14 protein-coding genes are annotated in these 15,041 nt (G+C 65.8%); 9 read left to right on the top strand and 5 right to left on the bottom strand.

Features of this window, described 5'->3' with window-relative positions:
* Window positions 1-10: 10 nt before the first annotated feature.
* Window positions 11-241, bottom strand: a complete 231-nt coding sequence (locus ACIP9X_RS02100; protein ID WP_400478058.1) for a glucose PTS transporter subunit EIIB — start codon at window positions 239-241, stop codon at window positions 11-13.
* Window positions 242-452: 211 nt separating this feature from the next.
* On the opposite strand from ACIP9X_RS02100, the gene ACIP9X_RS02095 reads away from it, so the two are divergent.
* From ACIP9X_RS02095 to nagB, 3 genes are read left to right on the top strand one after another with little or no spacing between them, the layout of a single operon-like run.
* A complete protein-coding gene (locus ACIP9X_RS02095) occupies window positions 453-1,814 on the top strand; it encodes a PTS transporter subunit EIIC (protein WP_400478057.1) in 1,362 nt (453 codons plus the stop codon).
* Window positions 1,804-3,168 carry an N-acetylglucosamine-6-phosphate deacetylase gene (locus tag ACIP9X_RS02090; RefSeq protein ID WP_400478056.1) on the top strand — a complete coding sequence of 455 codons (1,365 nt, stop codon included), beginning with the start codon at window positions 1,804-1,806 and terminating at the stop codon, window positions 3,166-3,168. The genes ACIP9X_RS02095 and ACIP9X_RS02090 overlap by 11 nt, the downstream gene beginning before the upstream one ends.
* Window positions 3,149-3,964 carry a glucosamine-6-phosphate deaminase gene (gene nagB / locus ACIP9X_RS02085; RefSeq protein ID WP_400478055.1) on the top strand — a complete coding sequence of 272 codons (816 nt, stop codon included), beginning with the start codon at window positions 3,149-3,151 and terminating at the stop codon, window positions 3,962-3,964. Before ACIP9X_RS02090 ends, nagB begins: the two co-directional genes overlap by 20 nt.
* A gap of 72 nt (window positions 3,965-4,036) precedes the next feature.
* On the opposite strand, the gene ACIP9X_RS02080 is transcribed toward nagB, so the two are convergent.
* Window positions 4,037-4,630 carry a TetR/AcrR family transcriptional regulator gene (locus ACIP9X_RS02080; RefSeq protein WP_400478054.1) on the bottom strand — a complete coding sequence of 198 codons (594 nt, stop codon included), beginning with the start codon at window positions 4,628-4,630 and terminating at the stop codon, window positions 4,037-4,039.
* 176 nt (window positions 4,631-4,806) lie between these two features.
* Here ACIP9X_RS02080 and ACIP9X_RS02075 point away from each other — a divergent pair, with 176 nt between their 5' ends.
* From ACIP9X_RS02075 to ACIP9X_RS02065, 3 genes are all read left to right on the top strand, one after another.
* A complete protein-coding gene (locus ACIP9X_RS02075; RefSeq protein WP_400478053.1) occupies window positions 4,807-5,151 on the top strand; it encodes a cupin domain-containing protein in 345 nt (114 codons plus the stop codon).
* Window positions 5,152-5,160: 9 nt separating this feature from the next.
* Window positions 5,161-6,486, top strand: coding sequence for a flavin monoamine oxidase family protein (locus tag ACIP9X_RS02070; protein ID WP_400478052.1), 1,326 nt, complete (start codon window positions 5,161-5,163; stop codon window positions 6,484-6,486).
* A gap of 193 nt (window positions 6,487-6,679) precedes the next feature.
* Window positions 6,680-8,152, top strand: a complete 1,473-nt coding sequence (locus ACIP9X_RS02065; RefSeq protein ID WP_400478051.1) for an APC family permease — start codon at window positions 6,680-6,682, stop codon at window positions 8,150-8,152.
* Here the strand turns inward: ACIP9X_RS02065 and ACIP9X_RS02060 are convergent.
* A complete protein-coding gene (locus tag ACIP9X_RS02060) occupies window positions 8,149-8,811 on the bottom strand; it encodes an AmiS/UreI family transporter (RefSeq protein WP_400478050.1) in 663 nt (220 codons plus the stop codon). The two genes, ACIP9X_RS02065 and ACIP9X_RS02060, sit on opposite strands and share 4 nt — an antisense overlap.
* Window positions 8,812-9,104: 293 nt before the next feature.
* On the opposite strand from ACIP9X_RS02060, the gene gdhA reads away from it, so the two are divergent.
* Window positions 9,105-10,442 carry an NADP-specific glutamate dehydrogenase gene (gdhA, locus tag ACIP9X_RS02055; protein WP_400478049.1) on the top strand — a complete coding sequence of 446 codons (1,338 nt, stop codon included), beginning with the start codon at window positions 9,105-9,107 and terminating at the stop codon, window positions 10,440-10,442.
* A 75-nt stretch (window positions 10,443-10,517) separates the two neighbouring features.
* Here gdhA and ACIP9X_RS02050 read toward each other — a convergent pair whose 3' ends face one another.
* Both ACIP9X_RS02050 and ACIP9X_RS02045 read right to left on the bottom strand, forming a co-directional pair.
* A complete protein-coding gene (locus ACIP9X_RS02050; protein ID WP_400478048.1) occupies window positions 10,518-11,477 on the bottom strand; it encodes a helix-turn-helix domain-containing protein in 960 nt (319 codons plus the stop codon).
* Between the two features lie 131 nt (window positions 11,478-11,608).
* Entirely contained in the window at window positions 11,609-12,199 is a 591-nt protein-coding gene (locus tag ACIP9X_RS02045; protein ID WP_400478047.1) for a TetR/AcrR family transcriptional regulator, read from the bottom strand.
* A gap of 122 nt (window positions 12,200-12,321) precedes the next feature.
* On the opposite strand from ACIP9X_RS02045, the gene ACIP9X_RS02040 reads away from it, so the two are divergent.
* Together ACIP9X_RS02040 and ACIP9X_RS02035 are read left to right on the top strand one after the other, a co-directional pair.
* Window positions 12,322-14,304, top strand: coding sequence for a primary-amine oxidase (locus tag ACIP9X_RS02040; RefSeq protein ID WP_400478046.1), 1,983 nt, complete (start codon window positions 12,322-12,324; stop codon window positions 14,302-14,304).
* A gap of 27 nt (window positions 14,305-14,331) precedes the next feature.
* Window positions 14,332-14,823 carry a hypothetical protein gene (locus tag ACIP9X_RS02035; protein WP_400478045.1) on the top strand — a complete coding sequence of 164 codons (492 nt, stop codon included), beginning with the start codon at window positions 14,332-14,334 and terminating at the stop codon, window positions 14,821-14,823.
* The last annotated feature ends 218 nt before the right edge of the window (window positions 14,824-15,041 follow it).

Genomic DNA, 15,041 nt, shown 5'->3' with positions numbered 1-15,041 from the left:
GCAGGCCTGTTCACATCAGGTCCTGGATGTCTTCTGCCAGGCTCTCGGCTTCGGGTCCCACAACCACCTGGACCACCGTACCGGCCACCATGACGCCGTGGGCTCCTGCCGCCTTCAGTGCGGCCTCGTCCACGCGGCCGGCGTCCACCACTTCGGTGCGGAGCCGGGTGATGCAGCCTTCGATCTCTTCGACGTTATCGGCGCCGCCCAGGGCGGCGAGGATGATTTCTGCTTTGGACATGTCCACTCCTATTGCTCGTTATTGCTTGTTGGCCGATCGTTCCCGGTGAAGGATGGCGCTGCAGGTTTTTCCTGTCTGAGGTTGACAACTGAGCCCAATGCGCTCCACAGTGATGACTGTCACTGGTTATAACCAGTAAGCAAGACTCTACTGAATCCCTTATCCCTGCACAAGATCTCCGCACAAGCACCCCTTTCGAAACGAGGAACACATGTCCACGGAAAATCCCTCCGCCTCCACCGGGGGTGCATCGCCGTCGCCGGCCCCAGGCAATTCCACAGGCGATTCCACGGGTAGGGCAGCAGGCACTCCCGCAGGCAAGGCCACAGGCACGGCTGAAAAAGCGCCCCAAGCTTCCGGCAAGGACAAGGGCAGCGGCAAAGCCCTGCAGAACCTGCAGCGGTTCGGCCGCAGCCTCATGCTTCCCATCGCCGCCCTTCCCGCCGCGGCGCTGCTTCTGCGCCTGGGCCAGGACGACCTGCTGGGCCGGTTCGAATCCCTGACCACCGTCGCCCAGGTGATCGGAGCCGCAGGCGGTGCCCTGTTTGAGAACCTGCCGCTGCTGTTCGCCGTCGGCATTTCCTTTGGCTTCGCCAAGAAGGGCGACGGATCAACGGCGCTGGCCGCCGTCGTCGGTTTCCTTGTCCTGACCAACGTTTTCAAGGTCATGGCCCCGCTGGTCCTGGGTCCCGCGCCTGAAGGCGGCGAGGACCCGGTCATCAACTACGGCGTGCTGGCCGGCATCGTGATGGGCCTGACCACGGCCTGGCTGTGGCAAAAGTTCCACCGCACCACCCTTCCGGACTGGCTCGGGTTCTTCGCCGGCCGCCGGTTGGTGCCCATCCTGACATCGTTCGCGGCAATCGTGATCGGCGTGGTCATGGCCCTCATTTACCCGTTCTTCAACACCGGCCTGACGGCGGTGGGCAACACCGTTGCGGACAACACCGTGGTGGGCAGCGGCATCTACGGCACCCTTAACCGTCTGCTCATCCCGCTGGGGCTGCACCACATCCTGAACTCCATCGTCTGGTTCATCATCGGGGACTACAACGGCGCCCACGGCGACCTGAACCGGTTCTTCGCCGGCGACCCCTCAGCAGGCGTCTTCATGACCGGCTTCTTCCCGATCATGATGTTCGCCCTGCCCGCGGCCGCGCTCGCCATCTGGCACGAGGCCAAACCGTCACAGAAGAAGATCGTCGGCGGCGTTATGCTGTCCACCGGCCTCACCGCCTTCCTCACGGGCATCACCGAACCGCTTGAATTCTCCTTCATGTTCGTTGCCTGGCCGCTCTACCTCGTCCACGCCTTCCTGACCGGAACCTCCATGATGCTGGTCAACTTCCTGGGCATCCACCACGGGTTCGGCTTCTCCGCCGGAGCCATCGACTACCTGCTCAACTTCGGCATCGCCCAGAATCCGCTCCTGCTGGTACCGATCGGCCTGGGCTACGCCGCGGTGTACTACGTGCTGTTCCGCTTCGTAATCCGGCGCTGGAACCTGCGCACCATGGGCCGTGAAGATGAAACAGACGAGAACGGTTCGATGGCCAAGGCCGATGCGAGCTGACCTGGCCCCGCCGGACTCTGGCGACGCCGCGCGGGGGCTGCGCGGGCGCCTCGTCACGGGCCGGCCCGGCCAAAAGGTAATCGACGACGGCACCGTGGTGATCGCCGGCAAGCGCATCCTCTGGTGCGGCCCGACGGCGGAGCTGCCCGCCGACGTCGGCGTCGAGACGGAACAGGTGCCGGTCATCCTGCCCGGCCTTGTGGACGTGCACTGCCACGGCGGTGTGGGACACACCTTCGGGGCGGATGCGGACCCCGCACGCCGCGCCGCCGCTTTTCACGCCGCCCAGGGAACGACGTCGGTGCTCGCCTCGCTCGTCTCCGCGCCTTCCAGCGTGCTGCTGGAGCAGATTGCGGTGCTGCGGGAGCTGGTGCAGGACGGCTCGCTGGCCGGGCTGCACCTGGAAGGGCCGTTCATCACCAAGAGCATGTGCGGGGCGCAGGACCCCCGCGCCATCATCGACGGCGATCCGGTGCTCCTGCAGCAGTGGCTCGATGCAGGGCAGGGCACGGTGCGTTCCGTCACGCTTGCCCCGGAAACGGCCCACTTCGCGGAGCTCGTTGACCTGTGCCGGAGCTACAGCGTGGTTCCGTCGCTCGGGCACACCGACGCAACGGCGTCGCTGACCCGGAGGGCGCTGGCAGGCGCCCTTGCCAGCATGCCCGCTGGGGGCCAGGGCGGCGGTGACGCGGATGGCGGCTTTGGCGGCACCCGCGGTCGGTGGTCGGCAACCCACCTCTTCAACCGCATGCCTCCGCTGGGTCACCGTACGCCAGGACCCATTCCGGTCCTGCTCCAGGCCGCGCAGCAGTCACCCGAACAGATGGTCCTGGAACTCGTGGCCGACGGCGTGCACCTGGACCCCGAGATCGTCCGCATGGTCTTCGGCATGGTGGGCCCCGGCGCCGTTGCCCTGGTCACCGATGCCATGGCCGCGGCCGGGATGTCCGACGGCCACTACACCCTCGGCCGGCTCGACGTGCTCGTGCAGGACGGGGTGGCCCGCCTGGTTCCGGCGGGGGACCAGGGGCACCATGGAGCGATCGCCGGCGCCACGAGCCTGCTGCTGGAAAATCTGCGCCGCTGCGTGCAGTGGGGCGTGCCGCTGGCCGATGCAGTCACGGCCGCCTCGGCAACCCCGGCGCGGCTCATGGGACTGGACCAGCCCGGCCCCGCACAGGTCGGTGCCAAAACCGGTGCCAATCAAATCGGTGCACCTCCGGTCGGTTCCATAACGGTGGGCTACCGCGCGGACGTGCTGGTCGCCACCGAAGACCTTGACCTGGTCCAGGCTTACAAGGCCGGCAGGCCACTGACTCATGAAAGGAATGCGCGTGCAGATTATTCTGTGTGAGTCCGCAGACCATGTAGGGCACCGGGCCGCCGACATCATCGAGGCCCGGGTCCGGCAAGGTCCGGCCGTGCTGGGATTGGCCACGGGAGGGTCGCCGAAGTCAACGTACCGGGAGCTCATCAGGCGGCATCGGGAAGAGCAGCTCAGCTTCAGCCAGGTCAGCGCCTTCACCCTGGACGAGTACGCCGGGCTGCCGCCGGAGCACGAACAGAGCTATTACTCCACCATCCGGCGGGAATTCACAGATCATGTGGACCTCCCGCTGGAGCAGCTCATCACCCCGCAGGGGGACGCTCCGGACCTGGTTGTCGAGGCTGACCGGTACGACGCCGCCATCGCTGCGGCCGGCGGCGTGGACGTCCAGATCCTAGGCATCGGCGCGAACGGCCACATCGGGTTCAACGAGCCGACGTCATCGCTCGTATCCCGCACCAGGGTGAAGACCCTGGCCGGAGCAACCCGGGCGGATAACGCACGGTTCTTTCCGGGAGGCGAGGTTCCGCGGCTGTGCCTGACGCAGGGGCTGGGGACCATCCGTGAAGCCAGGCTGGCTGTGCTCGTGGCCATGGGAAAGAACAAGGCCGGCGCCGTCCAGGCCATGGTGGAAGGGCCGGTCAGCGCCCACTGCCCCGCCTCGGTGCTGCAGTTGCACCGCCGGGCCGTAGTCATTCTGGACCCTGCGGCCGCGTCCCGCCTGAGCTTGCTGGACTACTACCGGGAAGCCCAGGAATTCAACGACCAGCTTGGCCAAACACCAACACGGCCCTGGCTGCAGCAGGCGCAGTTGCGCAGCTGAAAACGCGTCCGCGGCGGCTTGCCCGCCGGTGCGCTCTTGGCAGTGCGGTGCAGCGGGCAAGCCCGGTACCGCTTAGGCCTGCCCGCCCGCACCGGCCCGGAGGAGCAGCACGTCGTGGACTTCCTCCAGTGACGCCGCGATGAGATCGCGCTCCACTCCGGCGAGGTACTGGAGTACCAGACCGTCCAGGGAAGCGAACAGCGTCCTGGCCACCACCTGAACGTTACGGGTCAACCCGGACGCCATCAGGCCGTCGGCCAGGGCGCTGACGTAATTCTCGTAAAGGGCGGAGACCGCATCCGCGAGCTCTGGCCGCCGGCGCGCCTCCAGGATCATCTCGTATTGGAAGACCTGCAGTTCGGGTTCAGCCAGCAGTAACTCCAGCAGGGACTCGGTGAAGGAATGGCCGAGGGCTGCCGCTTCGCGGAGCCTGGAGGCGCTGATGGATTGCTCAGTGGCCCAGTCCAGGGCCGCCGCGATCAGGGCGTCGCGTGAGCCAAAATGATGGGCCACCAGAGAGTTGTTCACGCCCGCGGCTTCCGCAACCGAGCGGTACGTGAGGCCGCGCAGGCCTTTTGCCGCCACCACGCCCACGGCAGCGCGGAGCAGGGCGTCCTTGCCCGTCCCGTATTTCGAAAGCGTGGTGCGGGCCGGGGATGACTTCATAAGCCGAGTCTAGCCAGTGAAACAGAGGCCGGCAGCAGCCGTTGACTTAAACTAAGCATTTGCTTAGATTTGTTGCGGAGGGTGATGCAGCCCACTGATCGCTTCCCGCCCTTCCACCCCACCCGGTACCCGAACCTGTCCGGCACTGCCGCCGGCACATCACACCTGGAGCCAACGTGTCAGAACCCATTGCCTTCACCACTTCGTCTGCCCTCGATCCGAACAAAAATGAACCCTTCGAACTTGGCAAGGTCCAGTGGGTCCGCCGGCTGGGGGAGGGCGACCGCCCCGCACTCGCCTGTGGATACTGGCACATAGCGCCCGCGGAGGCGCCCGAGCCATTTGACCTGGTGATCCACGCTGACGAGACGATTTCCATCGTCGAAGGGCACCTGCGTATCGAAGTGGAGGGCGGGGAAACGTATGATCTCACTGCAGGCGGCGCCGCTTCCTTCAACAAGGGCGCGCGCACCAGATGGGCCGTCCTTGCACCCACGGTCGAATTCTTCGTGTACTCCTAGGAGCGTCCAATGGATCTCAAGACGGAACACGACCTGTACGACGTCGTCGTCGTGGGCGCCGGCTTCGCCGGGCTCACTGCGGCCCGCGAACTCAGCAGACAGGGCCTGACGGTTCATATCCTGGAAGCCCGCGACCGGATCGGCGGGCGGACATGGCTCGATCACCGACTCGGACGGGATCTGGAAATCGGCGGTACGTGGGTGCACTGGACCCAGCCGTATGTCTGGGCTGAGCTGAAACGCTACGGACTGGAAACCACGCCCAGCCCCGAGCCGGAGCGCGCCTTCTGGTGGGCGGAGGGACGTCGCCACGAGGGAGGGCCGGACCAACTGCTCAGGCTCATCGGCGAATTTAACGAGGAGTTCGTCGAGGACTCCCGCAAGTACTTTCCCGAGCCCTTCAGCCCCCTTGCCCGCGAGGATTTCAAAACGATCGATAACGTTTCCGTCTTGGAGCGGATCCGTTCACAATTCCCCGCAGGTGCGCAAAGGGACATCCTCGAGTCCTTCTGGGCGCTGAACTTTAACGGTCCGCTGGAGAATGCGGCCCTGACACAGGCCCTTCGCTGGGTTGCCCTCACCAACGGCGACTGGGCCGTGAACTTTGAAGCCTGCGCCACCTACAAAATCGCCGGCGGGACTGCCGCTCTGGCTGCAGCGATCCTTACGGACTCGAAGGCGAGCATCGAGCACGGCTTCACCGTGGAAGCCATCTCGGACGACCTGCCATTCGTTAACATCCGCAGCACGGACGGCCGGACCGTCCGCGCCCGGACTGCGATTGTCACGGTTCCGCTCCATGCCATGAAAAATGTCGCTTTCGAGCCGCCGCTGCCGACGGCGAAGGTCGAAGGCTGCATCCTGGGCCAGGTCGCCAGGGGTGCCAAGGTCTGGTTCAGGCTGCGGGGTGAACACCCGCCCTTCGTGGCGCTGGGAGCTTCCGGCTGGCCCCTGAATTTCTTCCAGGTGGAATGCACGCTCGACGGCGACACGATCGCCGTCGGATTTGGTCCCGATGCGTCAAGAATCGACATGGAGGATCCGGCCGCCGTCCAGGCCCAGCTCGAACGCCTGGTGCCCGGAGCCGAGGTGGTTGCAGTGGCCAGCCATGACTGGGTGGGCGACCCGCTGTCCGGGGAAACCTGGCCCATGCACCGCACCGGCTTTCTTTCAACCTACCTGCCCGCGATGCAGGCCCCCCATGGCCGGATCCTGTTCGCGGGCTCGGACATCGCCAACGGCTGGGGCGGATTCATCGACGGGGCAATTGAAAGCGGCATGGACGCCGCCTGCACAGCCGCCTCGCTGCTGGGAAACCGGCAGTCCCGGATGTGACTGCGCTCAGGAACAACAACTGATCGCTGCACGACAAGGCCCGGCGGGACGCCGATGTCATTCTGGAATTCATGGCGCACATCACAAGTGCCCTACCCCTCAGACCGCAAAGCCCGGGCCAAGAGCCGACAGATCAGCAGGCACCTTGCCCTCCTTATAACCCCCAGCGCTCATGACCGTTAAGAAGGATCCAATGAGTATTTCGAATTCAGAGTCCCGCACCACTGATGCGGCCCCGGCGAAGGAGCACTCCACTGCCCTCCGTGCCGGGAGCATCGGCGTGTTGGGCATTCTCTTCTTTGTCCTGTCAGCCCAGGCGCCCCTGACAGGCATCGTAGGTGCTTCACCCCTCGCAGCAGCGCTCGGCAATGGTGCCGGCGCTCCTGGCGCGTACCTCATCGTGGGCCTCGTCATCGTCATCTTCGCGGTGGGATTTGTGGCGATGAGCCGGAAGGTACAGGGCAACGGCGCCTTCTATGCCTACGTCACAGCAGCATTCGGCAGGAAGACCGGCGCGGGTGCCGCGTGGCTGGCGCTGCTGGCCTACAACACTGTCCAGGCCGCAATGTACGGGCTGTACGGCGCCGTGTTCTCGGGCCTGCTGGCCTCCGTTGGCCTGGACGTGCCCTGGTGGCTGCTGGCTCTGGTCACCATGGCCGGAGTGCAGGTGCTCGGCTCGATGAACATCGAACTCGGGGCCAAGGTGCTGGCCTTCCTGGTGGGGCTGGAAGTCGCGGTCCTGCTGTTGTTCGGTTTCACGGTGCTGTTCCGCGGCGGCGGGCCGGAAGGCCTGAGCCTCGCGGCGTCCTTCTCGCCGGAAGCCATTGCCACCGGCGCACCAGGCGTGGCCATCATGTTCGCTGTTGCCTCGATGTTCGGCTTCGAATCCACGGCCATCTATTCGGCGGAAGCCAAGGACGCGCACCGTACCGTGGCTCGGGCCACCTATCTGTCTGTGGGCGTTATTGCCATCTTCTTCTCCTTCATCTCGTGGATGCTGGTCAGCTACTACGGCCCGGCCCAGGTCGTGGATGCCGCCGGCGCTGCCCTCGAATCGGGGGACGCCACCACGTTTGTCCTGGGCCCCATGGTGGAGCTCTTCGGGCCCTGGGCGGGCACCGTCACCGGCGTCCTGCTGGTCACTTCACTGCTGGCCGGCATCATCGCCTTCCACAACGGGATCAACCGCTACCTCCACTCGCTGGCATTGCGCGGTTCCATGCCCGCCGTGGTGGCCCGGACAAACCGGCACCGCGCGCCAGCAGTAGCGGCCTGGATCCAGACAGCCACCGCCGTCGTGCTGGTTGCCCCGTTCGCCGTTCTGGGCGCGGATCCCGTTCTGAGCCTCTTCTCCTGGTTCAGCGGACTGGCTGTGGCGGCACTGCTGGTGCTGTACATCCTCTGCTCGATCGCCGTCGTCGGCTTCTTCCGCCGTGAGCGCGCGGATGGCCAGCCCTGGCAGACGCTGATTGCGCCGGCGCTCGCGGCCCTGCTGCTGGCGTGGATCCTGTTCCTCGTGGTCAGCAACTTCACCTCACTGATTGGCGGCAGCGCCGAGACGGCGACTGCCCTGCTGGTGGCCGTCCCCGCAGTCTTCATCGTCGGTGTGGTCGTTGAAGTGCTGATCGCCCGAAGGGCCGCCGGCCTGGTGCGCATCATCGGCTAACGTGCAGTCTCCCCGGACAGAGGGAGAGTGACATCGTTGGCCCGGCGCGGTTCGGAGGATCGGCGCCGGGCCAACATGCCTGCCAGCACGAAAAGGACGGCCAGCCCGGCTGCTGCCAGCGCCGCAGCATCCGTGCGGTAGGGCCAGAGCCCGGTCATCCCGAGGAACGCCGGAACGGTTGCCGACACCTGGCTCGTGAGCACAAGCGCCCAGCCGGTGAACGGCTTGATGCTGTCCAGCCCCAGTGCCAGGGACGCGAAGAAAAGGCCCCATAGCACTGACCAGCACAGCCAAAGGACCGCCAGCAGCGGATTGTCGCGAAGCCAGGCCGCGGCCAGCAGCAGTCCGAAGGCCGCCACCATCCCGCAGAACCAGCCGAGACCCCTGGAGCCCAGTCCCAGCAGGAAATCCAGTCCCACATACACGTAGGTCAGCCCGAAGAGGAACATCCCGGACGCGCTGAGCAGCACCTGTGGTCCGGCACCAGCGGCGCCGGCTGTGACGGCAGTGCCAGCCAAGTAGGTAACGCCAAGGACCAACTGCGCGCTGCCGATGACCAGGCTGAACACGGCTGCGTCCCGGGCGGGGACCACATTCAGGGCCGCGAGGCCGTTGATCAGGAGTGCTGCTCCGGAGAGGAGCAGGCAGACGTCCGTCACGGGAGAGCCTCCTCACACAACGCCGGCGCAGCCCCTGATTCCATTTTTCGAGATGTTAGTATCACATTACGGAATACTAGTGTTTTGCCCCGCCTGCTTCTGCGGCTGCGTCAGTCACAATCCGCGGGACACGCCAGCGCAGCCGGCCCGACATCCCGCCGGCGGACGGCGGCCGCTGCGGACGGGCCCCGTCCCGGACGGGCCGGCTTCCCTTGGCGGGGCTACGCCCCGGCCAGCCGGCCGTCGCCACACCGCCGGCGTAGAAACGCGGGGCAAAGAAAGAGGAGACGTTCATGGATGCACGGCTTGAGGCCATCAGGGACACTGTCCTGGCACGGAACCCCGGCGAGGCGGAGTTCCATCAGGCGGTGGTCGAGGTGTTCGAAAGCCTCGGCCCGGTTCATGACCGGCACCCCGAGCTCCTTGAAGCCGCAATCCTCGAGCGCCTCTGCGAACCGGAACGCCAGATCATCTTCCGCGTGCCGTGGACCGATGATTCCGGCCGCGTCCAGATAAACCGCGGCTTCCGCGTCGAGTTCAGCTCGGCACTCGGCCCCTACAAGGGCGGCCTGCGCTTCCATCCGTCCGTGTACCTGGGCATCGTGAAGTTCCTTGGCTTCGAGCAGATCTTCAAGAACGCCCTGACGGGCATGCCTATCGGCGGCGGCAAGGGCGGCTCCGACTTCGACCCCCGTGGACGCAGCGATGCCGAGGTCATGCGGTTCTGCCAGTCCTTCATGACAGAGCTGTACCGGCACATCGGCGAGTACACGGACGTGCCGGCCGGTGACATCGGCGTCGGCGGGCGTGAAATCGGCTACCTGTTCGGCCAGTACAAACGCATCACCAACCGCTACGAATCTGGAGTCCTGACGGGCAAGGGCATCTCCTGGGGCGGCTCGCTGGTCCGGCCCGAGGCCACCGGTTTCGGAACAGTGATCTTCACGCAAGAGATGCTGAAAACCCGTGGAATGTCCTTCGACGGCCAGCGCGTGGTGGTTTCAGGCTCGGGCAATGTCGCCATCAACGCCATCGCCAAAGCCCAGGCACTCGGCGCCGCCGTGGTGGCGTGCTCCGACTCTTCCGGCTACATCGTGGACGAGACGGGGATCGACGTCGGGCTGCTGCGCCAGATTAAGGAAACGGAACGTGGCCGCCTCAAGGACTACGCCCTGCGACGTTCCGGCGTTGCCTATGTGGAGGCCGGTTCCGTGTGGGACGTCGACGCAACGGTGGCCTTGCCGTGTGCCACCCAGAACGAGCTCGACGGCGATGCTGCCGCCCGCCTGGTGCGGAACGGCCTGCTTGCTGTCGGTGAAGGCGCCAACATGCCTTCCACGCGTGAAGCCGTGTCCGTTTTCCAGGAGTCCGGGGTGCTGTTCGGCCCGGGCAAGGCCGCCAACGCCGGCGGAGTTGCGACGTCGGCGCTTGAAATGCAGCAGAACGCGAGCCGGGACTCCTGGTCCTTCGAGCACACCGAACAGCGGCTCACGGACATCATGGTGGGGATCCATGACCGCTGCGCGTCGACCGCTGATGAGTACGGGGAGCCCGGCAACTACGTCTTGGGCGCCAATATCGGCGGTTTCGTAAAGGTGGCTGACGCCATGCTCGCGCAGGGGCTTATTTAGCCGTCCTGCATCGCTTTCGGCCGTCCGGGTACATGCCGCCGGACTCCGTGGGTGGTCCAGGGCAGAAGCCGACAGTCAGGCCCCGCGGCGCCAGTCGCTGGGTGAAACGCCGAAGGCGTCGCGGAAGATGCGGCTGAAGTGTGCGGCGTCGAGGAAACCCCAGCGCGCGGCTACGGCGCTCACCGATTTGCCCGCATGCAGCGGATCCCGCAGTTCGCGCCTGGCACCCTCAAGGCGTTGGGTCCTGATCCAGCTGGCGACAGTTGCGCCGGACTCGTGGAAGACATTGTGCAGGTGGCGGGTGGAAATGAAGTGGGCGGCGGCAACGCTGGCCGGCGACAGCAGGGGATCAGACAGGTTGGCCTCGATATATTCCCGCACGGAAGCAGCCAGGAGGGCCTGCGGCTTCATCCGATCCGGCGAGATGTCCATTTCCGCGTGCAGCATGGTGGACACCAGGTCCAGGGCGTTGGTGGCCAGCCGTGACCCGCTGGGGCCGCCCAGGACCTCCAGGTTTTCGGAGAGCTGCCGGATGAACTGCCCCACCATCCCGCTAAGCCCGGCGCTTCCCGTCATTCGCACAGCCGCGAGCTGGCCCACGTAGTCGGCGGGCAGCGACAGGGCATCGCGCGGGAACATCATCACCATCATCCGCGCCTCTTCCTCGAAGGTCAGGGTGTAGGGGCGGTTGGTGTCGTAAATCGCCAGGTCGCCCGGCCGGAGCAGGGCCTCGCGGTTGTCCTGGATCAGGAGGCCTGTCCCCTCCAGCTGGAGGTTGAGCTTGAAGTAGCGCTCGCCGGCCTGGGCAATCAGCGCCGGTGTCCGGTGAACCTCGTGGGAGGTGGCGGTGACCTCAATAATGGACAGGCGGTCCACCACCCGCGACCGCATCTGCCCGCGGAAACCGTCCACGTCCGCTGTCCTCGCCGCGAGCGGCACGAAGGACTCCGCGACCAGGTGCTTCCAGTGGTCGAACGAAGCGGCGACGCTGGACGTGAGTTCCTGGCGGGCGGGCTGGGCTGTGGCTGTTGGCATGGATGTTCCTGACGACGGCGGCCATCTGATGTTGGTTCCACGATGACTGTGTCCTGAAGCACAGTCGTTTCAGGTTAGCGTCCGATGAAGACTTTTTTCAACAGTTGGCGAAAAAAGAATTGCAGCCGAGGCTACTTGGCCAGCAGGTCCAGAAAGGACTGGAGTTGATCGGTGAGCCTGAGGTCGGGCTGGCCCTCCGCGGCGAGTGCCGCCGCGATCTGGGCACCCAGCAGCATGTTCAGCAGGTGGCCGGCGATGACGCGGTCGTCGGCCGAGGCACTCACGTCGCCGTTCTTCCTTGCCTCCGCGAGGTGCCGGACGATGGCCGCCTGCCACTGCTCCATGGATTCCTGGTGGATGGCGGCCTTTTCGGGATCGTTGATGGCCTTTTGCCAGAACGGAATGACAATGCGCGCTTCGCTGACCCGCTCCTCATCCAGCGGCAGAACCTCCAGGCAAAACGCCCTTAGGGCGGCGATTCCCGACTTGCCGGCGGTGACCTCCGCGATGCGGTCGTTGGTTCTGTTGAAGACATGGCTGAAGGCGAAGGTCAGCAGCGTGTCCTTGGTGGGGAAGTAGGGCTTGAGGGCCCCGTTGGCGAAGCCGGCTTCCGTGGCGATCTCACGCATGGTGGCACTCTCGATGCCGAGCCGCGCAATGATCCGCCAGGTCGCTCCGACCAGTTCCAGCCGGCGCTCATCGTGGTCAACAATCTTTGGCACCCGGCTGCTCCCCGTAAATCTTTTTGGCGTAAGACTCTTGTGACTTATCTTACGGACGCTTATTCTCTACAACTATAGAAAATAAAAATCCGATCCGCCAGGGTCCCGGACCGAAGGACGCCATGACGCCCTCACTCACAGATGTAGCCAGCCCTTTCCGACTGGCCACGGCCGCAGAAATTACACAAGTGCAGGACATTCTCCGCGCGGAAGGGCTCCTAGGCGCGGAGAAGCGCATCGCCTATCTCGGACTGCTGGACCCTGCCCGCGTTAGCCCCGTCCGCGGCACGGGCGCCGACGGGGCAGCCACCGGCGGTGCCACAACTACCCGCGCCGTGGACCGCCGCTTCCGGGTCTTCATCCACGACATTTCCGGCGCCCGTCCCCACGACGTCACCGTGTCCGTCACCAGCGGCACTGTTGTTTCCGCCGTCGAGCTCGACACCGCAGCCACGGGCGAACTGCCGGTCCTCGAAGAGGAGTTCGAAGTGGTGGAGGCGCTGCTGGTAGGGGACGAGCGGTGGCTGAAGGCCCTGGCCGCCCGTGACCTGGATGTCAGCAAGGTGCGTGTGGCCCCGCTGTCCGCCGGCGTGTTCGAGTACCCGGAGGAGAGGGGGCGCCGGATTCTCCGCGGGCTCGCGTTCGTGCAGAACTTCCCTGAGGACAGCGCCTGGGCCCACCCGGTGGACGGGCTGGTGGCCTACGTGGATGTGGTCAACAAGGAAGTCACCCAGGTCATCGACACCGGAATCTTCCCGGTTCCGGCTGAACACGGAAACTACACCGACCCCGAACTCACCGGCCCACTGCGCACCACCCAGAAGCCAATTTCGATCACCCAGCCGGAGGGTCCCAGCTTCACCATCACCGGCGGCAACCACATCGAATGGGAGAAGTGGAGCCTGGACGTTGGCTTTGACGTCCGCGAAGGCGTGGTGCTGCACAACATCGCCTTCCGGGACGGGGACCGGCTCCGTCCCATCATCAACCGGGCCTCCATCGCCGAGATGGTGGTTCCGTACGGCGATCCTTCACCCATCCGGTCATGGCAGAACTACTTCGACACCGGCGAATACCTCGTGGGCCAGTACGCCAACTCCCTCGAACTGGGCTGTGACTGCCTCGGGGACATCACCTACCTGAGCCCCGTCATCAGCGACGCCTTCGGCAACCCCCGCGAGATCCGCAACGGCATCTGCATGCATGAGGAGGACTGGGGCATCCTGGCCAAGCACAGCGACCTCTGGTCCGGCATCAACTACACTCGCCGGAACCGCCGCATGGTGATCTCCTTCTTCACCACCATCGGCAACTACGACTACGGCTTCTACTGGTACCTCTACCTCGACGGCACTATCGAGTTCGAGGCCAAGGCCACCGGCGTCGTCTTCACCTCGGCGTTCCCGGAGGGCGGCTCAGACAACATTTCCCAGCTCGCACCCGGGCTCGGCGCGCCGTTCCACCAGCACATCTTCAGTGCACGCCTCGACATGGCGGTTGACGGGTTCACCAACAGGGTGGAGGAGGAGGACGTGGTCCGCCAGCCCATGGGCGAAGGCAACCCGCGCGGAAACGCGTTCTCCCGCAAGCGCACCGTGCTGGCACGCGAGTCCGAGGCGGCCCGCGAAGGCGATCCCCGCAGCGGCCGGACCTGGATCATTTCCAACCCCGAATCCCGCAACCGCCTTGGAGAACCGGTGGGCTACAAGCTCCACTCCGAAGGACAGCCAACGCTGATGGCCGACCCGGAATCCTCCATCGCGCGCCGGGCCGCGTTCGCCACGAAGGACCTGTGGGTCACCCGGTACGCCGACGACGAGCGCTACCCCACCGGCGATTTCGTCAACCAGCACTCCGGCGGTGCCGGCCTGCCGTCCTACATCGCGCAGGACCGGGACATCGACGGACAGGACATCGTGGTGTGGCACACCTTCGGGCTCACCCACTTCCCCCGCGTCGAGGACTGGCCGATCATGCCCGTGGACACAGTGGGCTTCAAGCTGCGCCCCGAAGGCTTCTTCGACCGCAGCCCGGTACTGGATGTTCCCGCGTCCGCCCAGGGGGCCAGCCACTGCCAGCCGTCAGGTGACCACTGCCATGGCTGAGCGGTTTCCGCTGCGGGGGTTCCAGGCATGACTTCGGCAGCACTCCCGGCACTAGTTGCCTCCGGAAGCGTTGCCGAGGGACGCGTCCGGGGAGCGGGGGGCCGGGCGGCCGGCACTCTGCTCCACTCCCGGGTTTGCGCCGTGGTGACCGCCGCGTCCTGCCTAGCCCACGTGTGGCTCGCTGCCGGCAACCACCATGGCCTGAGGCTCAACGCGCTGATGCTCGTGATGGTGGCGGTCTGCGTGCCGTGCGCCGTCCACGTGTGGCGCCAGAGCAGTGTCTCCGCCCTGCGCCGGATAATGGCCTCGGGGGTCGCGATGGCGGCAGTCCATGCCTTCCTGCTGCTTGCCCCGGGCGGTTCGGTCCACAGCCACGCCGCGGCAGCGCCGGTGGTGTCGGCGGCGGCGGCAGGATCGGAGGGACACGCTGCCGCCGGGTTGCTTGCGGTCATCGCCCTGGAAATGACGACGGCGTTCCTCGCCGCGACGCTCGTGGCCCGCCTCCGCCCCCGCAGCTAGCGCGAACGTACACTTATGGCCCCACGGCCCGGCGCGAACGTACAGATACGGCCCCGCCAGCCGGCGCGAACGTACGGATACGGCCCCTACCAGCTTCGAAGCCTTGGGGGAAACAGGGCCTTAAGTGTCCGTTCGCGCTTCGAAGCGTGGGGAGACAGGGGCCTTAAGTGTCCGTTCGCGCTTGGAAGCGTTGGGAGACGGGGGCCTTAAGTGTCCGT

Source organism: Arthrobacter sp. NPDC093125, assembly GCF_044754225.1.
Taxonomy (GTDB): Bacteria; Actinomycetota; Actinomycetes; order Actinomycetales; family Micrococcaceae; genus Arthrobacter.
The sequence above is the reverse complement of the archived record's forward strand: the minus strand, read 5'-3'. Positions and strand labels throughout refer to the sequence as shown.